This is a genomic window from Nesterenkonia sp. CL21 (assembly GCF_031705515.1).
Lineage (GTDB): Bacteria > Actinomycetota > Actinomycetes > Actinomycetales > Micrococcaceae > Nesterenkonia > Nesterenkonia aethiopica.
On the sequence record NZ_JAUTWR010000001.1, the window covers coordinates 380,724 to 402,980 of the forward strand.

26 protein-coding genes and 1 other RNA gene are annotated in these 22,257 nt (G+C 69.5%); 14 read left to right on the forward strand and 13 right to left on the reverse strand.

All coding sequences use genetic code 11. The features are described from left to right. The first annotated feature begins 110 nt into the window (after positions 1–110). The 11 genes from Q7C18_RS01665 (at position 111) to ssrA (ending at position 9,842) form a co-directional block, all read left to right on the forward strand. Complete coding sequence (locus Q7C18_RS01665; RefSeq protein WP_311023814.1) at positions 111–1,337, forward strand: ATPase, T2SS/T4P/T4SS family; 1,227 nt, start codon at positions 111–113, stop codon at positions 1,335–1,337. Further along, positions 1,334–2,194 (forward strand): type II secretion system F family protein, encoded by an 861-nt coding sequence (locus Q7C18_RS01670; protein WP_311023815.1) that lies wholly within the window; start codon positions 1,334–1,336, stop codon positions 2,192–2,194. Before Q7C18_RS01665 ends, Q7C18_RS01670 begins: the two co-directional genes overlap by 4 nt. Then, complete coding sequence (locus tag Q7C18_RS01675) at positions 2,191–3,132, forward strand: type II secretion system F family protein (protein WP_311023816.1); 942 nt, start codon at positions 2,191–2,193, stop codon at positions 3,130–3,132. The genes Q7C18_RS01670 and Q7C18_RS01675 overlap by 4 nt, the downstream gene beginning before the upstream one ends. Before the next feature lie 135 nt (positions 3,133–3,267). Beyond that, positions 3,268–3,504 (forward strand): hypothetical protein, encoded by a 237-nt coding sequence (locus Q7C18_RS01680; RefSeq protein ID WP_070158666.1) that lies wholly within the window; start codon positions 3,268–3,270, stop codon positions 3,502–3,504. Further along, positions 3,479–3,937, forward strand: a complete 459-nt coding sequence (locus Q7C18_RS01685; RefSeq protein ID WP_311023817.1) for a TadE/TadG family type IV pilus assembly protein — start codon at positions 3,479–3,481, stop codon at positions 3,935–3,937. The genes Q7C18_RS01680 and Q7C18_RS01685 overlap by 26 nt, the downstream gene beginning before the upstream one ends. Positions 3,938–4,010: 73 nt before the next feature. Next, complete coding sequence (locus Q7C18_RS01690; RefSeq protein ID WP_070158668.1) at positions 4,011–4,448, forward strand: hypothetical protein; 438 nt, start codon at positions 4,011–4,013, stop codon at positions 4,446–4,448. A 7-nt stretch (positions 4,449–4,455) separates the two neighbouring features. After that, positions 4,456–4,938: a hypothetical protein gene (locus Q7C18_RS01695; RefSeq protein ID WP_311023818.1), complete on the forward strand. Its 483-nt coding sequence runs from the start codon at positions 4,456–4,458 to the stop codon at positions 4,936–4,938. 93 nt (positions 4,939–5,031) lie between these two features. Then, complete coding sequence (gene prfB, locus Q7C18_RS01700; protein WP_070158670.1) at positions 5,032–6,144, forward strand: peptide chain release factor 2; 1,113 nt, start codon at positions 5,032–5,034, stop codon at positions 6,142–6,144. A 157-nt stretch (positions 6,145–6,301) separates the two neighbouring features. Next, positions 6,302–8,374 carry a cell division ATP-binding protein FtsE gene (gene ftsE, locus Q7C18_RS01705; RefSeq protein ID WP_311023819.1) on the forward strand — a complete coding sequence of 691 codons (2,073 nt, stop codon included), beginning with the start codon at positions 6,302–6,304 and terminating at the stop codon, positions 8,372–8,374. Continuing rightward, positions 8,371–9,288 carry a permease-like cell division protein FtsX gene (gene ftsX, locus Q7C18_RS01710; protein ID WP_070161764.1) on the forward strand — a complete coding sequence of 306 codons (918 nt, stop codon included), beginning with the start codon at positions 8,371–8,373 and terminating at the stop codon, positions 9,286–9,288. The genes ftsE and ftsX overlap by 4 nt, the downstream gene beginning before the upstream one ends. 175 nt (positions 9,289–9,463) lie before the next feature. After that, positions 9,464–9,842, forward strand: a transfer-messenger RNA (tmRNA) gene (gene ssrA, locus Q7C18_RS01715). Positions 9,843–9,923: 81 nt separating this feature from the next. Here ssrA and smpB read toward each other — a convergent pair. Further along, complete coding sequence (gene smpB, locus Q7C18_RS01720; RefSeq protein ID WP_070161762.1) at positions 9,924–10,427, reverse strand: SsrA-binding protein SmpB; 504 nt, start codon at positions 10,425–10,427, stop codon at positions 9,924–9,926. Positions 10,428–10,577: 150 nt separating this feature from the next. Between smpB and Q7C18_RS01725 the strand changes: the two genes are divergently transcribed. Beyond that, positions 10,578–11,369: a phosphotransferase gene (locus Q7C18_RS01725; protein ID WP_311023821.1), complete on the forward strand. Its 792-nt coding sequence runs from the start codon at positions 10,578–10,580 to the stop codon at positions 11,367–11,369. Between the two features lie 69 nt (positions 11,370–11,438). Here Q7C18_RS01725 and Q7C18_RS01730 read toward each other — a convergent pair whose 3' ends face one another. The 10 genes from Q7C18_RS01730 to Q7C18_RS01775 all read right to left on the reverse strand — a co-directional run bounded on the left by Q7C18_RS01730 (position 11,439) and on the right by Q7C18_RS01775 (position 20,035). Beyond that, entirely contained in the window at positions 11,439–11,840 is a 402-nt protein-coding gene (locus Q7C18_RS01730; RefSeq protein ID WP_311023823.1) for a CrcB family protein, read from the reverse strand. Next, positions 11,837–12,403: a CrcB family protein gene (locus tag Q7C18_RS01735; RefSeq protein ID WP_085437127.1), complete on the reverse strand. Its 567-nt coding sequence runs from the start codon at positions 12,401–12,403 to the stop codon at positions 11,837–11,839. The genes Q7C18_RS01730 and Q7C18_RS01735 overlap by 4 nt, the downstream gene beginning before the upstream one ends. 58 nt (positions 12,404–12,461) lie before the next feature. Beyond that, positions 12,462–13,208 carry a metal-dependent transcriptional regulator gene (locus tag Q7C18_RS01740; RefSeq protein ID WP_311023825.1) on the reverse strand — a complete coding sequence of 249 codons (747 nt, stop codon included), beginning with the start codon at positions 13,206–13,208 and terminating at the stop codon, positions 12,462–12,464. Further along, positions 13,205–14,110, reverse strand: coding sequence for a metal ABC transporter permease (locus Q7C18_RS01745; RefSeq protein ID WP_311024426.1), 906 nt, complete (start codon positions 14,108–14,110; stop codon positions 13,205–13,207). The genes Q7C18_RS01740 and Q7C18_RS01745 overlap by 4 nt, the downstream gene beginning before the upstream one ends. Beyond that, positions 14,110–14,880, reverse strand: a complete 771-nt coding sequence (locus tag Q7C18_RS01750; RefSeq protein WP_311023826.1) for a metal ABC transporter ATP-binding protein — start codon at positions 14,878–14,880, stop codon at positions 14,110–14,112. Before Q7C18_RS01750 ends, Q7C18_RS01745 begins: the two co-directional genes overlap by 1 nt. Further along, positions 14,877–15,833, reverse strand: coding sequence for a metal ABC transporter solute-binding protein, Zn/Mn family (locus Q7C18_RS01755; protein WP_070161751.1), 957 nt, complete (start codon positions 15,831–15,833; stop codon positions 14,877–14,879). The genes Q7C18_RS01750 and Q7C18_RS01755 overlap by 4 nt, the downstream gene beginning before the upstream one ends. Before the next feature lie 125 nt (positions 15,834–15,958). Continuing rightward, positions 15,959–16,846: a histidinol-phosphatase gene (gene hisN, locus Q7C18_RS01760; RefSeq protein WP_311023829.1), complete on the reverse strand. Its 888-nt coding sequence runs from the start codon at positions 16,844–16,846 to the stop codon at positions 15,959–15,961. Beyond that, positions 16,843–18,015, reverse strand: a complete 1,173-nt coding sequence (locus tag Q7C18_RS01765; RefSeq protein WP_311023830.1) for a GTPase RsgA — start codon at positions 18,013–18,015, stop codon at positions 16,843–16,845. Before Q7C18_RS01765 ends, hisN begins: the two co-directional genes overlap by 4 nt. Then, positions 18,012–19,364, reverse strand: a complete 1,353-nt coding sequence (aroA, locus tag Q7C18_RS01770) for a 3-phosphoshikimate 1-carboxyvinyltransferase (protein WP_311023832.1) — start codon at positions 19,362–19,364, stop codon at positions 18,012–18,014. Before aroA ends, Q7C18_RS01765 begins: the two co-directional genes overlap by 4 nt. A 29-nt stretch (positions 19,365–19,393) precedes the next feature. Next, positions 19,394–20,035 carry a DoxX family protein gene (locus Q7C18_RS01775; RefSeq protein ID WP_311023834.1) on the reverse strand — a complete coding sequence of 214 codons (642 nt, stop codon included), beginning with the start codon at positions 20,033–20,035 and terminating at the stop codon, positions 19,394–19,396. 240 nt (positions 20,036–20,275) lie between these two features. Here Q7C18_RS01775 and Q7C18_RS01780 point away from each other — a divergent pair, with 240 nt between their 5' ends. After that, positions 20,276–20,890, forward strand: coding sequence for a sigma-70 family RNA polymerase sigma factor (locus Q7C18_RS01780; RefSeq protein ID WP_070161779.1), 615 nt, complete (start codon positions 20,276–20,278; stop codon positions 20,888–20,890). Then, the gene (rsrA, locus tag Q7C18_RS01785; RefSeq protein WP_070161746.1) at positions 20,887–21,180 is read left to right on the forward strand and encodes a mycothiol system anti-sigma-R factor; all 294 of its coding nucleotides are present in this window, start codon (positions 20,887–20,889) and stop codon (positions 21,178–21,180) included. The genes Q7C18_RS01780 and rsrA overlap by 4 nt, the downstream gene beginning before the upstream one ends. A gap of 258 nt (positions 21,181–21,438) precedes the next feature. Here rsrA and Q7C18_RS16735 read toward each other — a convergent pair whose 3' ends face one another. Continuing rightward, positions 21,439–21,513 carry a 50S ribosomal protein bL37 gene (locus Q7C18_RS16735; RefSeq protein WP_014300525.1) on the reverse strand — a complete coding sequence of 25 codons (75 nt, stop codon included), beginning with the start codon at positions 21,511–21,513 and terminating at the stop codon, positions 21,439–21,441. 99 nt (positions 21,514–21,612) lie between these two features. Then, on the reverse strand, positions 21,613–22,212 hold the full coding sequence (locus tag Q7C18_RS01790; RefSeq protein WP_311023836.1) for a GDSL-type esterase/lipase family protein: 600 nt from the start codon (positions 22,210–22,212) through the stop codon (positions 21,613–21,615). Between the last annotated feature and the right edge of the window lie 45 nt (positions 22,213–22,257).

Below are 22,257 nucleotides of genomic sequence, written 5' to 3' on the forward strand. Positions count from 1 at the left end.
GCTAGGGTGTTGCACTGTGACACCGACCGGAGCCGGTCGGCGCACATCCTCGTCGACCGGAGAGTCGCTGGGGGATGGCACGAGGAACATGTCATGGAGGGGGAAGGCCCGTGGAGGCCCTGACGATTGTCGAGGACGAGGTTCGGGAACAGATCCGGCGACGGGGACTGGATCCGGCCGAGGATCTGGCGGAGCTGCGGGACATGGTCGAGGCGGCGGTCTCCGAGTATGACCGACGGTCTCTGGTGAGCTCCCTCCCACTCGTCGGCGAGCTCGACGCCGCCGTCAAGCATGTGCTCGATGCGGTGGCCGGCTTCGGGGAGCTCCAACCGCTGCTCGACGACGGCTCTGTCGAGGAGATCTGGATCAATGGGCCGCAGGAGGTCTTCCTTGCCCGCGGCGGACGATCGGAGCTGACGTCGATCACGCTCACCGAGGACCGGATCCGGGACCTCGTCGAGCGGATGCTGAAGACCTCCGGCCGCCGCCTCGACCTGTCCTCGCCGTTCGTCGACGCCGCGCTGCCGGACGGCTCGCGGCTCCACGTCGCCATCCCCGACATCACCCGGCGCCACTGGGCTGTGAACATCCGCAAGTTCATCGCCCGGGCCGCGAGCCTCGACGATCTGGTGAGACTTGGCTCCCTCTCGACGTCGGGTGCGCGGTTCCTCGAGACCTGCGTGGCCGCGGGCATGAACGTCCTGGTCTCCGGAGCCACGCAGGCGGGGAAGACCACCATGCTGAACTGCCTCGCCTCGGCCATCGGAGCCAGAGAACGCGTCATCACGGTTGAGGAGATCTTCGAGCTGAGGCTGCCTCTGCGCGACGTGGTCGGCTTGCAATGTCGACAGCCGAACCTCGAGAACGAGGGCGAGATCCCGTTGCGGCGACTCGTGAAGGAGGCGCTGCGTATGAGGCCCGACCGACTGATCGTCGGAGAGGTGCGTGAGGCCGAGAGCCTCGACATGCTCATCGCCCTGAACAGCGGTCTTCCGGGGATGGCGACCGTCCATGCCAACGGCGCCCACGAGGCGCTCACCAAGATCTGCACGCTTCCGCTGTTGGCGGGGGAGAACATCGACCGAGGGTTCATCGTGCCCACGGTGGCCTCCTGCGTGGACCTCGTCGTCCACTGCGGACGGGATCGCTCGGGTCACCGCCACGTGGAGGAGATCCTGGCCGTGGGCTCCCGCGTCGAGGAGGACCGGATCGAGACCTCCACTCTGTTCCACCGGGTCGATGGTGAGCTGCAGGTCAGTCCCAGCGCGGTGTTCGACCTTCCGAAGCTCTCCGAGGAGGAGCGTGGACAGCTCACCCGGGCAGGTGTGCTCCGATGAGTCTGCTGCTGGGGACGGCCCTGGGGATGGGGCTGATGCTGGTCTGGTGGTCCTTCTTCCCACGAACGGCGACGACGCGGAGCCGCCGGGGTCGCCGCCCGGGACGGATCCACCGGCTGCTCGCGGAGGCGGGGCACCAGAAGGTCGGAGCCTCAGGCGTCGTCGCGGCGATCGCGGCCTGCGCCGTCACGGCGTTCCTGCTGGTGATGCTGCTGACGACGGCGGTGCCGGTGGCCCTGTGCTTCGCCCTGTTCGCCGCCACGCTGCCGGTGGTGGTCCTGCGCTGGCAGGCGGCGCGACGGCGGGCAGTGCTCCGCGAGATCTGGCCGGATGTGGTCGACCACCTGCGGTCCGCCGTGCGGGCCGGGATGTCGCTTCCTGAGGCCATCATGCAGTTGGGCACATCCGGTCCGTCGCAGCTGCGTGAGCCCTTCGTGGAGTTCACCCGCGACTACCGGGCCGGCCAGAACATGGAGACGTCCCTGCGCCGGCTGAAGGAGAGACTGGCCGATCCGGTCGGGGACCGCATCATCGTCGCTCTGACCATCACCCGCGAGGTCGGCGGATCGGACTTGGGCCGCCTGCTGGGGACCCTGGCGGAGTTCCTCCGGGACAACGCCCGGACTCGCAGCGAACTGGAAGCTCGGCAGTCCTGGACCGTCAATGCCGCCAAACTGGCGGTCTCGGCCCCCTGGATCGTCGTCCTGCTGCTCTCCACGCAGCCGGAGGCGGCTGAGGCCTACCGCGGCATGACAGGGCTGGCGGTCCTGGCGGTCGGCCTGGTCGTCTCTCTGGTGTGCTACCGGCTCATGCTGCGGATCGGGGCGCTCCCGGAGGAAGAGCGGGTGCTGCTGTGACGGTGACGACCACCTGGGCGGTCATCGCAGGTCTCGGACTCGGACTGGGCCTGGTGACCGTAATCTTCTCCCTGCCGGCGATGAACAGGACCCGATTCGTGGACAGAGTCGCTCCGGCCCTGCGTTCCACCGGGATGGACTCGGGACTCTTCACCTCGGACCGGCACCCGGTGATGCCCCTGGGGGCAGTGGGGAGACTCTTCGCACCGTTGCTGAAGGCCGCCGTGGCCCACCTCGACCGGTTCAGCTTCGACACGGCGGCTCTGCAGCGTCGCCTCGAGCAGGCAGACTCCTCGATCTCGCCCACCGAATATCGCCTGCAGCAGGTCGCCATGGCGGCCGCGGGCGCCCTGCTCGGTGCAGGACTGAATCTGGTGGCCTTCGTCTCGGGGCAGTTCCATGGACTGTTGGCCGCCCTCAGCGTCCTGGTGCTGGCGGTCCTGGGGTTCGCCCTGCGGGACAATCTGCTCTCCGCCCAGATCCGCAGACGTCAGCGTCGCATGCTCTCGGAGTTTCCGACCGTGGCGGAGATGATCGCGCTCGCCGTGAGCGCAGGGGAGAGCGCCCCCGGGGCGTTCGAACGGGTCAGCCGAGTGTCCCGAGGTGAGCTCAATGTCGAGCTCACGCGTGTGCTGCACGACACCCAGGCGGGGCACGGCTTCTCCCAAGCGTTGAAGGCGATGTCACGGCGGGTCCAGTCGCCGCCCATCTCTCGTTTCCTGGAGGGCATCATCGTGGCCATGGAACGCGGCACCCCGCTCGCCGACGTGATGCGGGCCCAGGCCCAAGACGTCCGGGACCTCTCGAAGCGGGACCTGATGGAGACCGCCGGCAAGAAGGAGATCTCGATGCTGGTGCCGCTCGTCTTCGGGGTGCTGCCCCTGACCGTGATCTTCGCCGTGTACCCGGGCCTCGAGCTGCTCTCGATCGGCATATGACTGGCATCAGCCGAGACCGCCGGCCGCGCCGGGCGCCGCCGCTCCTCGTCTCGACCTCCCGCCACAGGACGACCTCGCACCACGTGTCGACCCTCCCATTCCTGAACGACCCATCCACCACAGAGAGGAACCCCCATGAAGAATCAGCACCCTGCCTCAGTCCGTGCCGGCCGCCCCGGCCGCGCCGCCCTCACCGCTGGAGAGGGCCTGACGTCGCTGCTTCGACGCCTGCACACCGAAGAACGCGGAGACGTCCCGGGCTGGGTCATGATCACCTTGATGAGCGCGGTGCTGGTCGCAGGTCTGCTGGCCGTGGCCCAGCCTGCCCTGCAGGGCCTGTTCAGCGATGCGATCGACCAGGTCTCCCGCTGACCCAGGCGTGGCCACGGCGAACACGGAGGACGGGGGCTGTCGGTCCTGGGTCCGCGCGCGGCTCCGGGAAGAAGAGGGTGCGGCAACGGCCGAGTTCACGATGGTCGCGACGCTCCTGGTCCTGCTGACGCTGGCAGTCATGCAGCTGACCACGTACGTCCATGTGCGCAACACTCTGATCGACGCCGCCTCTGCCGGTGCGCGATTCGGCGCCCTCCACGACCGCACCGCTGAGGACGGCGTGGAACGCACGCGGTCTCTGATCGCGTCATCCGCCGCGGCGGACCACGCCCAGGACGTGAGCTATGCCTATGTCAACACCGCGGAGGGGCGCACGCTGCGGATCACGGTCCGCTCCGGAGTCCCGCTGGTCGGGCTCGGTCCGGGCGTCGGGACGCTGGAGGTGCAGGGGCGGGCCTATGACTTCGAGTGACCGGAGAACCCCGGAAGGTCGGAGCGGTCCGTCTCCGCGCCTTCGCGTTGGTCCGTCTGCGCGCCTTCGCGCGATGCTGTCCCAACGACTCGGCTCCGCCGATGACGAGGGAGGCTCGTCGATCGTGGAGTTCATCATGCTGGCGACCCTGCTGCTGATCCCGATCGTGTACTTCGTGCTGGGACTCTCGGCGGTGCAGGGCGCGGCCTATGCGACGACGGGAGCCGCCGACCAGGCCGCGAAGATGTACGTGTCCGCCGAAGCCGGCGACCCCGAGGCGGACGCGCGCAGCGAGGCCGCCGTGCTCGCCGCCCTGCAGGACTTCTCCATCGACCCGGATCGTGCCGACGTCTCTCGGACCTGCCCGCAGGGCACCTGCACCACCGACGGTGACCTCGTGGCTTTCACCGTGGAGGTCCGGGTGCCGGTGCCGCTGCTCCCGGGATTCGGCGACTGGCAGCCCACGCTGGTCACGGTCTCGTCCACGTCCGTCCAGGTCCAAGGAGGCTGATGGCGTCATGATCGGGCTGAGCTGTTCCCCCCTGCGCGCGGCGTGGCGCCGTCTCCGTGCCCGCATCGAGGCCTCCCATCGTGAGGACGCCGGACAGTCGACGGTGCTGATCCTGGGCATGGTCCTGGTGGTGCTCATGCTCGTCTCCGTGGTGGCCGGAGCCACGGCCGTCAACCTGGAAGCCCGTCGGCTGCTCTCGGTGGCCGACGGTGCGGCCTCGGCAGCCACGCAGGGTGCCGCGGCAGGTGGGACCGCGCCGTCGTTGACGGCCTCTCAGGTCCGGGCCAGGGCGCAGGGCTACCTGGATGACTCCGGCGCGCACGGGAGGCTCGGCGGCGTGGAGGTTGTCGACGCCTGGGTGGCTGACGGCGGCGAGACCGCACACGTGCGGCTCGGCGCCTCTGCCGAGCTTCCGCTGCTCAGCTGGTTCCTCCCCGCGGAGGTGCCCATCAGCGCGGAGTCCCATGCGAGAGTGAGCCTCAACCGGTGACCGACCGGACGCGGAGGCTGCCGAGGATCCGACGCCGAGACGGGCGGCGCCGGAGCGGCGAATCGTCGCGCCAGCCGGTAGGGTGGTGTCGTTATGGCAGAGACTGATTTCCCCACTGAGCTGCGCTCCCTGCGCTCCACCCTGACCCGCATCACCGACGTCACCGACGTGGACAAGCTCCGGGCCGAGGTGGCCGAGCTCAGCGAGAAGGCCGCGGCTCCGGACCTGTGGGACGACCAGGCCAACGCCCAGAAGGTCACCTCCCAGCTGAGCCACAAGCAGTCCGAGCTGGAGCGGCTCACCAAGCTCTCCGGGCGCATCGACGACGTCGAGCTCATGGTGGAGATGGCCCAGGACGAGGGCGATGACGATGTCCTCACCGAGGCCGTCCAGGAGATCGACTCCATCCGCAAGGCCCTGGAGTCGCTGGAGATCGTCACCCTGCTCGCCGGGGAGTACGACGAGCGTGACGCCGTGGTGACCATCCGGTCGGGAGCCGGCGGTGTGGACGCGGCTGACTTCGCGGAGATGCTGCTGCGCATGTACACCCGCTGGGCGGAGCGCCGCGACTGGACGGTGAAGGTCCTGGACACCTCTTACGCGGAGGAGGCCGGACTGAAGTCCGCCACCTTTGAGGTCAAGGCTCCCTACGCCTTCGGCACGCTCTCCGTGGAGGCGGGCACGCACCGTCTGGTGCGCATCAGTCCGTTCGACAACCAGGGCCGACGCCAGACGTCCTTCGCCGCCGTCGAGGTCATCCCGCTCATCGAGGGCACGGACAGCGTGGAGATCGACGAGAACGACCTGAAGATCGACGTCTACCGCTCGTCGGGGCCGGGAGGGCAGTCGGTCAACACCACTGACTCGGCGGTGCGCATCACCCACCTGCCCACCGGCACGGTGGTCTCCATGCAGAACGAGAAGTCGCAGATCCAGAACCGTGCGGCCGCCATGCGGGTCCTGGAGTCCCGTCTGCTGCTGCTCAAGCAGCAGGAGGAGGCCGCCGAGAAGAAGGAGCTCGCCGGTGACATCAAGGCCTCCTGGGGCGATCAGATCCGGTCGTACGTGCTGCACCCGTACCAGATGGTCAAGGACCTGCGCACTGAGCATGAGGTCGGCAACACCTCGGCTGTGCTCGACGGCGACCTGGACGGCTTCATCGACGCGGGCATCCGGTGGCGCGCGCAGTCTCTGCTGGAGAACTGATCGCCCGCGCCGGGGGACCACGCGCACAGAAGTCTCCGGCACGCCGCCCCTGATCGTCCCGAAGACCTCGCGGCTGAACTAGGCTCAGAGCGTACCGGCCCGTCTTCCCCGACCTGTGCCCCGAACGGCCGGTGCGTGTCGGGGCAGCTGGTGAGAGATGATCCGCTTCGAACACGTCACACGGCGCTATGAGCCCGACGGCCGACCGGCCCTCGACGACGTCACGGTGGAGTTCAACCGTGGGGACTTCGTCTTCCTGATCGGGGCGTCCGGCTCCGGCAAGTCCACGCTGCTGCGGATGATCCTGCGCGAGGGTCTGCCCCAGCGCGGCAAGGTCACCGTGGCCGGGCAGAACCTGGGCCTCATGCTCGAACGCCGCGTGCCGGACTATCGGCGCAGCATCGGCATGGTCTTCCAGGACTTCCGCCTGCTGCCGGACAAGACCGTGTTCGACAACGTCGCCTTCGCCATGCGTGTGATCGGGGCCAGGCGCACCCAGATCCGCGAGCGTGTCACCGAGGTCCTGGAGAGAGTCGGACTGGAGGACCTCGCCCGCCGGTACCCGCACGAGATCTCCGGCGGCGAGCAGCAGCGCGCCGCCATCGCCCGCGCCATCGTCAACGAGCCAGCCATCGTGCTGGCCGACGAGCCGACCGGCAACCTGGACCCTCGTGCCTCGGACGAGGTCATGAAGATCCTGCGCTGGATCAACGCCTCCGGCACCACGGTCATCATGGCAACCCACGACCGGGTGATCGTCGACCGGATGCGCCGGCGGGTGGTCCAGCTCCACGACGGCGCACTGGTCCGCGACGACGAGCGCGGCACCTACGATCCGCCGCGGGGCTCGCAGGCCTGGACCGTTCTGCGTGAGCGGGAGTCCAGCGGGGCGCTCCGTGTCCAGGACCCCCGCGCCCATGATCTCGGCGAGCAGGGCGACGGCGGCGCCACCGCGCCGGGACCGGAAGCCCTCACCGCCGACGCCGCCCGAGCGGCCGGGCGAGACGTACCGGTCGCCGCCGACGCTGTGGAGCACGCTGCCCGAGCCCAGGGGAGTGCCTCCGCCGAGGAGGGACCGACGGCCGAGCATTCCGCGCCGGACGGCACCGCGGCCGACACCGCCTCACCACAGTCCCTCGCCGAGCCGGTGCGCGTACGCTGGCCGGAGCATCTGCGACCCCAGCAGCACGGCCCCGACGTTCCGGAGCCTGTCGGCGGATTCGACGGGTCGGAGATGCCGAACCTCGCGCGTGACGGCTACACGGAGCCCGAGGGAGAGGGCGCCGATCCCGAACGGCTGCGCGATGCCCTGCGTCAGGCAGTGTCCTCGCACGTCCAGATGTCTGCGGGCCCGGACGGCGTGGCGGAGCATCCTCACGAGTCATGGTTCACCCACGCGGCCCCGGGCCTGGTGGATCGGCCCGGCAGCGCGGCCACTCCGGCTGCACCGGGCTCGGCCAAGGCCCGGGGGGACGAGATCGAAGACGAGCGGCTGCGCAGACAGAGCGGCGACGACGAGCCCCCGGTGCACGATCCTGACCTGCCTCTGACCCGAGGGCAGGGTCCGCGGCGTCGCGCACCGGTTCCGGCCTCGCCCGCCGAGGCTGAGGCGCCGGCGGACCGGGACGACGGCGGCCTGGCGAGGCCCTTGCCCGCCGTCACGGCGGCCACCCCGGCCGAGCCCGGTGCGGCAGACGTTCCGGAAGTGCTGGAGGACCTGGCCGAACCTGATCGAGAGTCTGAGAGCTCCGACGCACCGCAGCCGGAACCGCAGCCGGAACCGCCGTCGGAGCAGGTCCGGGAGTTGGACTCCGAGGCGGAGTCCGAGCACTCTTCTGCGCGGTCCGCCCCGCTCGAGGCGGAGGAGGGTGAGCCGCCGATCCTCGACGACCGTCCGCCGCGGCCGGTGGACGTCGACGGTGAGGAGGTGGAGGATCTCACGGAGGGGGTACCGACGCAGGTTCACCCCGGCGCCCCGGACAGCGTAGACCCGGACAGCCCAGACCAGGACTCCGCAGGCGAATCAGCAGCATCCGGCAGGTCGGCGTCGTCCAGCGTCGAGACCGTCGATGCCGACTCTGTTGAGGCCGGCGAGGCATCGCCCCAGGTGCCGCGGCCCCGGTCCTCGGCGTCCCAGTCCACCTACGCCGACACCCGTCGCACCGCCGAACAGCTCGGCGTCACCGGAGAGCGCCGCTCGTTCTGGCGGCGGCTGAGGAGGAGACGATGAATCGCCTGCTGCACATGCTGCGCGAGACGTTCACCTCGCTGCGTCGCAACGTCGCCATGGTGGCTTCGGTCGTGCTGGTCACCTTCATCTCCCTGACCTTCGTGGGGGCGGCCGCCCTCATGCAGACCCAGGTCGACCGGATGACCGATGACTTCTATGACCGGCTGGAGGTCTCGGTCTTCCTCTGCACGGACAACTCCACCCAGACCGCCTGCCCGACCGGTGCGATCAGTGCTGACCAGCGCGACGCACTGGAGCACTCACTCGAGGAGGGGGCGGCCAGCCAGTACGTGTCCAGCTTCCGGCACGAATCACAGGAGCAGGCGCTGGAGAACTTCCTGGAGTCCCGTGGCGAGACCGCGCGGACCGCCTCTCTGGAGGCCGAGGACATGCCGGAGTCCTTCCGTGTGCTGCTCCACGAGCCGGAGCAGTACCCGATCGTCACGGAGCTGTTCTCGTCCGCTCCAGGCGTGGAGACGGTCGCCGATCAGCAGGAGGTCATGGATCAGGTCTTCGCCATTCTCAACGGCCTGACCATTGTGGCGCTGATCATCGCGGCGGTGATGATCGTCTGCGCGGTGCTGCTGGTCTCCACCACGATCCGCCTGTCCGCCTTCAGCAGACGCCGAGAGACCGGCATCATGCGACTGGTGGGCGCCTCGAAGTCGATGATCCGATTGCCGTTCGTCTTCGAGGGCGTGATCGCCGCCCTCGTCGGCTCGCTGCTGGCCTGCGCGGCCACCTGGGTCATGGCTGAGTTCCTGCTGGGTCAATGGCTGACCCGTCAGGTGCCGGGGATCCCCTTCATCGACTCCTCCGCGTCCTGGATCATCATGCCGGGCCTGGTGCTGGTCGGCGTGCTGCTGGCGGTCCTGTCCTCGTGGCTGACGGTGCGTCGCTACCTGCGTGTCTGAGCCAGCACGACGGCGACTGGCCACACCCGAGCCACTGGGCTGCCACATCGGCTGCGGACCAGGCGGCAGGACGGAGCCCGACAGGAATATTGTGACCGGGACGCCGGTTGTCCTATACTGAAAGGCCTGCTGACGGCCTGTGGACCAGCAGGTACGGTTCTTGACAACCGCATACGGGGACGATCGGTTTCGACGATCTGAGTTGAGCATGGGGAAGCGGGCCGAGGATGTAGAGTGCCCTCGCTAAAACCCCTCTGCACACCAATAAGTGCCGATTCTAAGCGCACTGACTTCGCCCTCGCTGCCTGATAGCAGCGACCGCGAGTCTGTCAGCCTGAGCTTGCTATCGGCTCAGCAGCTGGCATCAGCTAGATAGCCACTGGAGCGCCGCCTTCGTCGTGGGGGCGTCGCTCGACGATCACACGACTGGGCCCGGGTCAGCCACTTGTCTGCAAGATGGCTGGGGCCGAGCAACACCCGATGCGCAGACTGCGCCCGGAGAAGTCCATGTGATGCCAGATCGGACGCGGGTTCGATTCCCGCCGTCTCCACCACACCAGAAGGGCCGCCGGCCGATGAGGATCTCCTCATCGGCCGGCGGCCCTTCGTCGTGTCTGGGGGAGCTCCCGGGCTGCTCAGGCGGCGCCGCGGTTGCGGTAGCGCATGGCTCGCTGGGCGTCCCGCTCGTCCTGCTTGCGTCGCAGGGTCTCCCGCTTGTCGAACTCGCGCTTGCCCTGGGCGATGCCGATCTCGACCTTGACCCGGCCGTCCTTGAAATAGAGCTGCAGCGGCACGATCGTGTGCCCCGGAGACTCGATCTGCCGGGTGATCTTCACCAGTTCCTTGTGGTTCAGCAGCAGTTTCCGCTTCCTGCGGGCGCTGTGATTGGTCCAGGTGCCGTTGAGGTACTCCGGGATGTGCACCTGCTCCAGCCACAGCTCGCCGGCGTCGGAGAAGGCGGCGAACCCGTCGGTGAGGGACGCCTGGCCCTCCCGCAGAGACTTGACCTCGGTGCCGGTGAGCACCATCCCGGCCTCGTAGCGGTCCAGGATCGTGTAGTCGTGCCGAGCCCGCCGGTTGGTGGCGACCACGTGGTTGTTCGGGTCCTTCTGACCTTTCCGGGCGTTCTTCTTCGCCATGGTGCCACCTCCTCGCAGCAGGGTCGATCTGTGCTCACGGCCGCATGGCCGGCCGGAGAGCCGACTGTCCATCATACACCCCGAGGGTCGGACGTGGCGGGCGTCACGTCCTTTCGTGGTCGATGGTCAACCCCATGATGTGATGGATGGATGCGCCTCTCCGTCCCGGACCACGTGTTGCGAGCCTTCGGGCAGCACGGATCCGCGGTGCCGCTGAGCGGGGGACAGGGCACCTCATGGCGGGCCGGAGACATCGTGCTGAAGCCGGTGCCCGTCCAGGGCCAGGAGACCTGGTCGTGGCTGCACCACCGGCTGGCTCCGTCACTGCCGCGTGAGACGGCACTGAGGATCGCGCTGCCCGTGGCGGGATCCGACGGGTCCCTGCTGGTGGACGGCTGGGGCGCGAACCGCTGGATGCCCGGCTCCGGGGCCGGGCTGAGTCTGCGGCGTCGCGCGGAGGCCGCCCGGGCCTTTCACCGGGCGACGGGGGCCGCACCGGCGGACCTGCCGACTCGACAGGACCCCTGGGCCCGGGCCGACCGGCAGGCCTGGGGTCAGGAGGATCTGCCACCGGAGGCACCGGGGGCGCTGGCTGAGCTGCTGGACCAGCTGCCCGTGACTGAGCAGCCCCTCCAGATCGTGCACGGGGACCTGGCGGGCAACATCATCGACCATCCGGTCCACGGGCTCGGCGTGCTCGACCTCAGCCTCTATCGGCGTCCGGTCGCCTGGGCGGAGGCGGTCCTCGCCCTCGACGTCATGGGCTGGGAAACCGGACACGGAGGCGCGGCGGTGCAGGTCGGCGCCTCCGCCGAGATGCTGGGTCGGGCGCTTGCGTTCCGGTTGTGTGCGGAGCTGAACCTCGGGGCTCGGCGGCTGTCATCGCCGCTGATGGACCTCATCCCGGTGGTGCGTCGACTCGCGGATCTCCGGGGTCGGTGAACGATCCCCGAGATTGGTGACCCTGATGGTCAGGGGAGGCACAGGGGTCGCTGCTCGCGCAGGTGCCGCTCAGAGCTCCACGAGTCCGGAGAGCCCCATGCCGATCCCCGCGGCGACGAATCCGCACACCACGTTGACCAGCCAGATCCAGGCGGCCTGCATCCGATGGCCGTCCACCCAGCGCTGAGCCGCGCGCAGCGAGACGGTGGCGAAGGTGCTCAGCGCACCGATGAGCCCATAGCTGATCACGGTGACCACGCCGGGGGAGAAGAGGCCGTTGTCCGGCACGGCGTCCGCCGAGGTCAGCGCGGAGAACTCGCCGTAGAGGAAGCCCAGCAGCAGGCAGCCCAGCGTGTTGGCCACGAGGATGCCGAAGCGTGCGTACCGGTCCAGCAGGAGTCGCAGCACGGCACCGGCGGCGCCGCCGAGGGCCACACCGAGCACCACGGCCAGAGAGAGCGTGGTGGTCATCGGGCCCCGCCTCCGGCGTCGGCGGATCCGTCCCCGGCCTCGCGGGCGGGCGGCGCAGCCACCGCGCCGAGGCCGTAGGGGTCCTCCACGCAGCCGAACAGCGCACGGCCGATAGTGACGCCCGCCGCGGCCGCCCCGGTGGAGGCGATGACGCTGATCAGCAGGTAGAACAGCATCTCCAGGGTGCCGGGGCTGACATAGGTGACGGCGCTCAGGCCCTCGAACGTGCCTCCGGGCAGAGACGGCATGGTCGCCACGATCACCAGGGAGAAGGTCGTGTAAGAGCCCAGGAGGCCGGTACCCAGCACCGGCACCACCCAGCGCCGCAGCCACGGCCTGGCCGCGGCGACGCCGGTGAGCAGGCCCAGCATGCCGGATCCGGAGATGTTGATGGCCAGCGTGGTCCAGGGGAACTTCATCCCGTGCTCCGGGATGATCTGCCCGATCGTCAGCCGCAGCAGTGCACCTGCCGCACCCGCGCAGGCGACCAGCAGGATCAGCGCCGGCAGCGGGGGAGCCGTCGGCGCCGCAGAGGCGGGGGCGGGATTGACTCGCGTAGGCACTGTCCAAGCCTAATACGCCGGTCGCGCCCGGCAGGTCAGGGCACCCCGGGGGAGGCCGTCAGTTCTCGAGGTCCCCCGGACCGGAGGCCCCGGAGCCGTCAGAGCGCACTACGGAGACCCGCATCGCATGGGCCAGCTCGTGAGCCAGGCGGATTCCCTCTCCGGCGTCGGTGCGAGCCACCACGACGTCGCCGGACTCCGAGGCGGTGACATGCACCTGGGCACCGATCTCCACCTGCTGCTCGGCCAGCACCCGCAGCGCGTCCGGCACCGAGTCGTCCACCTGCTCGAGACGCACCGCGGAAGAGGTCGGCACCCGGCACAGCAGCTCCGTGTCCGGGTGGTCCATGGACAGGTCCGGCCCGGGGATCGGGTCGCCGTGAGGGTCCACCCGTGGGTGGCCGAGCCGGGCGTCCAAGCGATCCACGAACGTCTCTGAGACCGCATGCTCCAGGCGCTCGGCCTCGTCATGCACTTCGTCCCAGCCGTACCCGAGCTCCCGGACGAGCCACGTCTCGAGGAGCCGATGCCGCCGCACCATCGCCAGTGCGAGCTGCCGCCCCTGTTCGGTGAGTCGGATCGGCGCATACGGCTGGTGGTCCACGAGGCCGAGATCCGCCATCTTGCGCACCATGAGGGTCACCGACGGGTTGGAGACCCCCAGCGTCTTGGCCAGCGCCGAGGCGGAGACCGCCGTGTCATCCCATTCCGCCAGGCCGTAGATGGTCTTGGCGTAGTCCTCCACCGACGTCGTCGCGGAGTCCGTGCGGGTGGACCGGCCCTGGGCGGAGGTGCGCGGGGTCATGGGATCCTCTCGATGGTCGCGGCTGACTGATCCAGTCTATGGGCCACCGGTCGACGACGACGGTGCGCCAGTCGCCCCAAGACGCCCTTGCGTGGGGCGAACAGGTAGGCCATGGCGAACTGCGCGGACTGGACCAGGACGATGGTGCCGCCCGTGGCGACGTCACCCCAGTAGCTGAGGTAGACGCCGACCAGAGCGGAGAGCACGGCCGAGGCCGAGGCCACGATGAGCATCCGACCGAAGGTCCGGGTGAGCAGCATCGCGGTGGCTCCCGGGATGACCAGCATGGCCACCACCAGGATGATCCCCAGGGTCTGCAGGGCCGTGACCGTGGTCAGCGCCAGCAGCATCAGCAGCACGGCGGACAGACCCGTGGCAGAGAGTCCGATGGTGTGGGCGAAGGTGCGGTCGAACGCCAGCAGCGTGAAGTCCCGCCGCTTGATCAGCAGAACTGCGGCCGTCAGGGCACCCAGGCACAGCACCTGGATCAGATCCGTCCGGGAGGTGCCCAGCACGTTGCCGAAGAGGATGTGCTGCAGATGCGTCTCGCTGGGCGTCCGGGAGATCAGCACCAGGCCCAGAGCGAACAGCGAGGTGAACACCACGCCGATCGCCGTGTCATGCTTCACCGTGGAGGAGGTGCTGATGCCGCCGATCAGGGCGACCGCCAGCATGCCGAACACGAAGGCTCCCACCGCCATCGGGACGCCGAAGAGGTAGGCCAGCACGATCCCCGGCAGGATCGAATGGGCCACCGCCTCGCCCATCAGCGACCAGCCCATCAGCACCAGCCAGCAGGACAGCAGACCGCATACCGCGGCGGCCACCACGGAGACCAGCAGCGCATTCTGCATGAAGCCGAACTCGAGGGGGGCCAGAAGAAGCTCACGCAGCAGGTCCATCATGGCTGCCTCCGCTCGGCCGATGCCGCACCGAGTCCCAGTACGGTGCCGAAGGCGTCCGCCATCCGCTCCTCGGTGAGGACCTCCCCTGGAGGACCGGCGGCCAGCACCGTGCGGTGCAGCAGCACGACCTCCTCGGCGAGGTCGGGGATCCCCTCCAGGTGGTGGGTGGAGACCAGCAGCGTGGTGCCGGCATCACGCAGCTGATGCAGCACTTGGACGATCAGCTCCTCGGAGACGCGGTCCACTCCGGCGAACGGCTCATCCAGCAGCATCAGCGGCGCCCGCTGCGCGATCGACCGCGCCAGAAAGGTTCGCCGTCGCTGCCCGCCCGAGAGCTCCCCGATGGTCCGCGAGCGGAGGCCCGCCAGGCCGACCTGTTCCAGGGCGGACTCGACGTGTTCCCGGTCCGCCGCCCGCGGGCGACGGGTGAACCCCAGATGCCCGTACCGTCCCATCATCACGGTCTGCTCCACCGTCACCGGGAAGCTCGGATCCACCTGGTCATGCTGCGGGACGTAGCTGACCAGGTTCCTCCGTCGCGCCGCATGGGGGCTGCGGCCGAAGAGTCGGACTCGACCCTGGGCCGGGGAGCGCAGCCCCAGCAGGGCCGCGAACAGCGTCGACTTCCCGGAGCCGTTGGCCCCGACCAGGGCGCAGATGCGCCCCGACCGGACGGTCAGGTTGACCTCCTGCAGGGCCAGGACCCCGGGATATCCGGCGCTGAGCCCTTCCACCGAGATGGCAGTGGTGGTCTCGGTGGGGATCATCGGCCGTCGTCCTCAGCGCCGGCGAGGATCAGCTCCAGATCGTGGCGCAGCAGGTCCACGTAGGTGGGCACCGGGCCGTCCGCCTCGGTCAGAGAGTCCACGTAGAGCGGCTCGCCCAGCTCCGCACCGGTCTCCTGGACGACCTGCTGCTGGGCCGCATCGTTGACGGTGGATTCGCAGAACACGGTGGGGACCTCATGGTCGCGGACGTAGCGGATCTGCGCCTCGACCTGCTGGGGCGAGCCCTCGTCATCGGCGTTGACGGGCCACAGGTAATGCTCGCCTAGGTCCAGATCGTCGGCCAGATAGCTGAAAGCGCCTTCGCAGGTCACCAGATGCACCTCCTCCAGCTCCTCGGCGCGCTCGCGGGCCTCAACGTCGAGGGCCGCCAGCTCGTCGCGCAGCGCCGCGGCGTTCTCGGCGAAGACGTCGGCATCCTCGGGAGAGAGTTCGGACAGGGCGTCCTCGACGCCGTCCACGTAGCTCATGCCCTGACGGGGAGACATCCAGGCGTGCGGGTTGACGGGCATCTCCGCGGCATCATCGGGGTGGCCGGGCAGCCGGGTCACCGGCAACGGCTCGATGTCCCCGGTCACCGTGACGGTCGGAGCATCGGACTGGTCGAGGAACTGCTCCAGCCAGGCCTCCAGACCCAGGCCGTTGGCCAGGATGAGGTCGGCCTCGGCCGCGTCGCGCACGTCTCCGGGAGTGGGATCGTACTCGTGGATCTCCGCACCGTGCGGCGTGATGGAGCGGACGTCTGCGCGGTCCCCGGCCACCTCGGACGCGATGTCCTGGAGCACGGTGAAGGTGGTCAGCACCACAGGTCGCTCCTCGACGCCTCCCTGGCGTTCGGAAGGGTCGCCGGAGCCGTCGGCGCTCGCACACGAGGTCACGAGCAGGGTGCTGAGAGCCAGGAGAGCGGCGGACGTCGTCGTCGTGGTGTGCGGCATGCCCCCAGTATGGTTTAGGCATACCTAAAACTGCAACCGGCGCGCCGCCTGGACGCAGCAGGGGCCGGGTCCGGGCCTCCCGATTGGAGGACCGGACCCGGCCCCTGGGCGCGGCAGAGAGAGCGTCAGAGTGCGGGCGAGCCCGCCGTGTCGGGTGAGGACTCTGGATCAGCCGACTCCTCGGACCGCGAACCGGCGTCGGACCAGGGGGTGGGGCTGTCCGGGGCCAGGGCACCGAGCGCGGCCTCGTGGAGCAGTCCGTTGGTGGCCAGGGCATTACCGCCGGAGCAGCCCGGCTCGCCGTCCAGCGAGGTGAACTTGCCACCGGCCTCGGTGACGATCGGGACCAGGGCCGCCATGTCATAGAGCTCCAGCTCGGGCTCAGCGGCCACGTCCACAGATCCCTCGGCCACCATGCAGTAGGACCAGAAGTCGCCGTAGGCCCGGGTGCGCCAGACCGAATCCGTCATCTCGAGGAAGTTGTGGATCCGGCCGATCTCCCGCCAGCCGGTCAGCGACGAATAGGAGAAGGAGGCGTCCTGCAAGGTGGAGACCTTGGAGACACCCAGCTGACGGGCCGAGGCCAGCGACTTGCCCGTGTAGGCCCCGCCGCAGGCGGCGGCCCACCACCGGCGGTTCAGGGCGGGGGCGCTCACGACGCCGACCACCGGCTCGCCGTGGTCCACGAGTGCGATGAGGGTGGCCCACACAGGGACCCCGCGCACGAAGTTCTTGGTCCCGTCGATCGGGTCGATGACCCAGCGCCGAGGTCCGGATCCCGAGGAGCCGAACTCCTCGCCGTAGACGGCATCCCGCCCCCGGACCCGGCTCAGCTGGGCACGGATGGTCTCCTCGGCCTTCCGGTCGGCCTCGGTGACGGGGGTGAGGTCGGGTTTGGTCTCCACCTCGAAGTCCATCGACTGGAAGAAGGACATCGTCTGGGCGTCCACCGAGTCGGCGATCATGTGGGCCAGGCGGAGGTCCTCGGTATAGGCGCTCGTGCGATGGTTCATGGGCTCAACCCTAGTCGCTTCTCCTCCTGTTCCTCCGCAGACCCGGCCAGCGAGGCGAGCAGCCCGCGCAGTGAGGCCAGGCGTGCCGGTCCGTGGGCGCCGGCATGTCCTGCCTGCACCCAGGCGTCCAAGGCGCAGCCGCCCTCGGGCGATGCGTGGGCGCATCCCGGCTCGCAGTCGACCGAGCCCTCCACCAGATCCTCGAAGGCGGCGAGCACGTCATCGGGGTCGACATGGGCCAGGCCGAAGGACCGGATCCCCGGGGTGTCGACGATCCAGGACTCTTGGGCGTCCTGGTCACCCAGCGGAGATGTCGGATCCTCCGACGGCTCGAGGGTCAGCGCGACGGCGGAGGACGAGGTGTGGCGGCCGCGGCCGGTCACGGCGTTGACGCCTCCGGTGGCGCGATCCGCCCCGGTCAGAGCGTTGACCATGGTGGACTTGCCCACGCCGGAGTGGCCGATCATCGCGGTCACGTGCCCGGCCAGCAGGGACCGCAGACGGGCCACGGCCGCCGGGTCCAGAACCGGATCCCGTGTGGAGCCCGGGGCGGAGCCCGGCGTGCGCTCTGCGTCGGCGCCTCCGCCGACCTCGGTACCGGCATGGCCGGAGATCACCGTGGTCAGGCTCAGCTCTGCATAGTGGCTCACCAGCCCTGCAGGATCCTCAGGATCCTCGGCCAGGTCCGCCTTGGTGATCAGGAGGATGGGAACGATGTCGGCGTCGTAGGCGGCGACCAGGGCCCGATCGATGAAGCCGGTGCGCGGGGCCGGATCCGCCGCGGCGACCACGATGAGCAGCTGATCCGTGTTCGCGACCACCACGCGCTCAGCGTCGTCGGAGTCGTCGGCGCTGCGACGCAGCAGGGTGGAGCGTTCCTCGATGCGCACCAGCCGGGCCAGCGTCCCCTCCTCGCCCGAGGTGTCGCCCACGAGTGCGACGACGTCGCCGGGAACCACCGGGGTGCGCCGCAGGGCTTTGGCCCGCACGGCGGTGACCACCTGCCCCGAGTCCACCAGGGCAGCGGTGTAGCGCCCGCGGTCGACCTGAACGATCCGGCCCAGCTCCGCGTCGGCGTGCTCGGGCTTCTCCTTCGTCCGGGGGCGCGAACCCTTCTTGTTCGGCCGGACCCGGGCACGTGACTCGTCCCAGCTGTCCCAGCGGCTCACGGGACCAGCCGCTCCCACAGCTGAGGGAAGGTGGGCATCGTCTTGGCGGTGCAGCCGATGTCCTCGACCTCCACGCCGTCCACGGCCAGTCCGAGGACGGCGCCGAAGGTCGCCATGCGGTGGTCGGCGTAGCTGTGCACCAGGCCGCCGTGGGAGATGGGGGACAGGACGCGGAAGCCGTCATCGGTCTCCTCCGCCGCTCCGCCCAGACGGCGGATCTCCGCCACCAGTGCGGCGATGCGGTCGGTCTCGTGGCCGCGCAGATGGGCCACCGAGGTGAACGTCGTCTCACCGTCGCACAGTGCGGCCAGCGCTGCCACGGTGGGGGTGAGCTCCGCAGTGCCGTCCACGGTGCCCGGGGTCACCAGGCGTTCGGGGCCGCGCACGGTGAGCGTGACGGTCTCCCCGCCGGGCTCTTCGACGGAGTCCACTTCGGCTCCGAAGTCGGTCAGCAGCTGCGTCCAGCGCCGCCCGATCTGTGTGGAGTCCTTCGGCCAGCCTCGCATGACCACCTCTCCGCCGGTCACTGCGGCCGCGCAGAGGAACGGTCCCGCATTCGACAGGTCCGGCTCCACCCGCGCGGTGAACGCCGGAATGGCGCCTGGTTCCACCCGCCAGGTGTAGGGGGCCGGAGAGCTGACGGAGACGCCGAGCTGCTCGAGCACCGTCAACGTCATCTCCACGTGCTCCAGAGACGGCACCGAGGTGCCGCTGTGGCGCAGCGTGAGGCCCTCCGTCATCCGGGGGGCCGCCAGCAGGAGCCCGGAGACGAACTGGGAGGAGCCGGAGGCGTCGATGGAGATCTCGCCGCCGGTCAGCCCAGCAGGGCTGCTGACGGTGAAGGGCAGGGTGGTCGGTGCGGCGCCCTCCGGGGCCGAGGGGTCGCGGACGTCCACACCGAGCTCGGCCAGCCCTTCGAGCACGGCGCCCATGGGCCGGACCCGCGCTTCGGGATCGCCGTCGAAGTGCACGGCGTGTCCCGTCAGGGCGGCGACCGCCGGCAGAAAACGCATGACAGTGCCGGCGAGCCCGCAGTCCACCTGCACGTCTGAGGCGTCGTGTGCCTGTGCGGCGGGGGGTGCGGCCAGCGGCAGCGGAGTGATCCGCACGGCCGGTTCACCGGTGCCCCCGCCGTCTGCGAGGTGCTCGACGCGCGCCCCGAGCCGCTGCAGTCCGGCGAGCATGAGGGAGGAGTCGCGGGACTCCAGCGCGTTGACGACCACGGAGGGGCCGTCGGCCAGAGCTGCGAGCAGCAGCAGCCGGTTGGTCAGGGACTTCGAAGCGGGGACGACGACCTCTCCACGCACCGGTGCCCCCGCTCGCGGCGCAGGCCACGGTGTCGGGGGCACCCGGAGAGCGTCAGATGACATGGCGGTGCTCAGAGCGCGTCCTCAGCCTTCTTCTTCCCCTCCTTGGCGGCTGCGGAGATGGCCTTGACGGCCTCCTTCTCCGCACGCTTGAAGCTCTTCGCCGCGTCCCGTTCGAAGGCCTTGGCGGTCTTGACCGCGTCGTCGCCGAACTCCTCGGCCCACTTGTAGGTCTTGTCCCGGAACTGGGCGCCCTTCTTCTTCGACTGCTTCGCCAGGTGCTCAGCACGCCAGCTCAGCGAGGGCTTGCCGGCGAGATCGGCGACGGCAAGCCCGAGGCCGCCGAGGACGGCGAGGTTCTTCAGCAGAGTGTCCCGCTGGGCGGTCAGGTCCTCCACCGAATCGAGGCCTGCGGCGCGCATCTCCACATAGGAGTTGACCTTGTGCACCCCCATCAGGGTGAATGCGGCGATGCGGGGGCACTTGCCGATCGCCAGTGCGACCCCGGCGACGACTTCGATGCCGCCGAGCACCTGGACGGTGCGGCGGGGGTCCGAGGTGATGACCTCCGCCTGGGGGACCAGGGAGCCGAGCTCCTCCAGGGTGGGCTCCAGCCTGTCGGCGGCCTCCTCCGTGTTGCGGAGGCGGTCGATGCCGTCGGCGATGAAGCCGGCACCGAGCAGCGGGCGGGCGACTTTGCGGATCAGGGACATGGAATCCTCCTGTGGCGGCGCGGCGTCGGGGTCGTCCCCGGCTCCACGTGCGGTGAACTCGGTTGAGCTGTGCGTGCCGGAACATGCGGCGTTCGGCATCGTCCAGAAGACAATCTACCCAATCAGCCCCTGTCGGGGAATTGCAGAGCACGCGTGGTCGTTGTCCTGTCCATGACCACAGCCACGCTTCAGCCGCGCACGCAGGCCCCGATCCGCCGGGTGCGCGTAGACTCGTCTGTGATGGAAGACCGTGACGAGAACGTGAATGTGGCCGAGGAGACCGACGCACAGCGTCGCGCCCGCTTCGAGTCCGATGCGCTGCAGTACGTCGACCAGCTCTATTCCGCGGCGATGCGGATGACGCGCAACCCGCAGGACGCCGAGGACCTGGTGCAGGAGGCCTACACGAAGGCCTACTCCGCGTTCCACCAGTACAAGCCGGGGACCAACCTGAAGGCCTGGCTGTACCGCATCCTGACCAACACGTACATCAACATCTACCGGAAGAAGCAGCGGCAGCCGCAGCAGGCCAACACGGACACCGTGGAGGACTGGCAGATGGCCCAGGCAGCGGAGCACACCTCCACCGGACTGCGCTCGGCCGAGGCGGAGGCCCTGGACCATCTGCCGGACTCGGACGTCAAAGACGCCCTGCAGCAGATCCCGGAGGAGTTCCGCCTGGCGGTCTACTTCTCCGACGTCGAGGGATTCGCCTACAAGGAGATCGCCGAGATCCTCAACATTCCCATCGGCACGGTGATGTCGCGGCTGCACCGCGGCCGCAAGCTGCTGCGTGAACTGTTGACCGACTACGCCCGCGAGCGAGGCTTCAAGAAGCAGGAGGCTCGAAAATGAGCGAAGACCGCACCACGGATGAGTGCCCCGGCGGTGACTGCCGGGAGGCCGAGGAGCGGATGGAGCGCATCTACGAGTACCTCGACGGTGCGCTGAGCCGGGACGACCTCGCGGAGGTCCGGGGCCATCTCCACGACTGCCCGGACTGCGCCTCCGAGTACGACCTCGAGTGCATCATCCGTTCCGTGGTCCGGCGGTCCTGCGTGGAACGTGCCCCCGACACTCTGAAGGTCACCATCATGGAGCGCATCAGCGAGATCCGCGTGGAAGCTGGCCACGAGAGCCGCTGAGCCGGGGCGCACCGGGAGTCCGACCCGGAGCGCGCACCAGGGGTCTGCCGGTCCGGAGCGCGCACGTCCCTCTCGCCTCCGGCATGACAGGTCCGACATGACAGAGCCCCCGACGGGATGATCCCGCGGGGGCTCTGCCTTTCTGTGTGCGCTTGCTGTCCGTGGCGCTCCGTCGCCGGAGCACGCACGGCGCGCGCCGCGGCCGCTCGACGGCGGCCCGCTGCTGAGCGTCAGGGGCCCGTGAGGGACCTGAACGGGTCAGGAGTTGGGGCGCTTGCCGTGGTTGGCCTTGTTCTTGCGGCGGTCCTTGCGCTTGCGTCCACGCTTGCTCATGGTGAACTCCTTTCGTCGGCTTCGCCCCATCCTACCGGACGGTGGTGCTGGGGCCATCGGTGCGGTGCCCGGGGAGGTGGTGCTCCGCGCCGGCGGGTCTCACGCAGAGGGCTCGCGCAGGCCCAGCCACTGGAACCACCCCCGGTGGAGGACCAGCCAGGCGATCAGCCCGTAGCCGGCCTGGCCGGGGGCGCCGTCGTTGGCTGCGAGATCATGGCGCCACTGGTCATGCTGGACCAGCGGCGAGAACGTGTCGACGTAGACGTGGGAGCGGCGCGACGCCACGTCCTGGTACGCGACGTTGAGCTCCGCCAGTCGCTGGTTCCGTTCGGGGTCCAGCCCCGGGACGGGTCCCACGACCAGGCACCGGATCCCCTCCTGACTGGCCCGGTCCAGGATGTTGGCCAGGTTGAGTCGGGAACGGGCCGACGAGGAGGTGCTGTCCAGGTCGATGTCGTTGAGTGCGACGATCAGATGGTTCTCCGCGCCCTCCGAGAAGCGTGGTGCGGCCTCGGCCTGCCAGCGGTGGGACAGCGCCTCCGTCCCCTCGCCGGGCATGGCGAGGACATAGTGTTCCAGGTGCACCGCCTCGGTGGGCGTCTTCGCCAGCACCCGTCCCAGCCATCCCAGTGCGCGGGGATCACCAGTTCCGGTGAGCAGCTCATTGCCGACGGCGACGATTCTGATGCTGCGTTCCACGTCGTCCCTTCCTCTGTGTGGCCATCCGATCCCGGGAACCCGGGG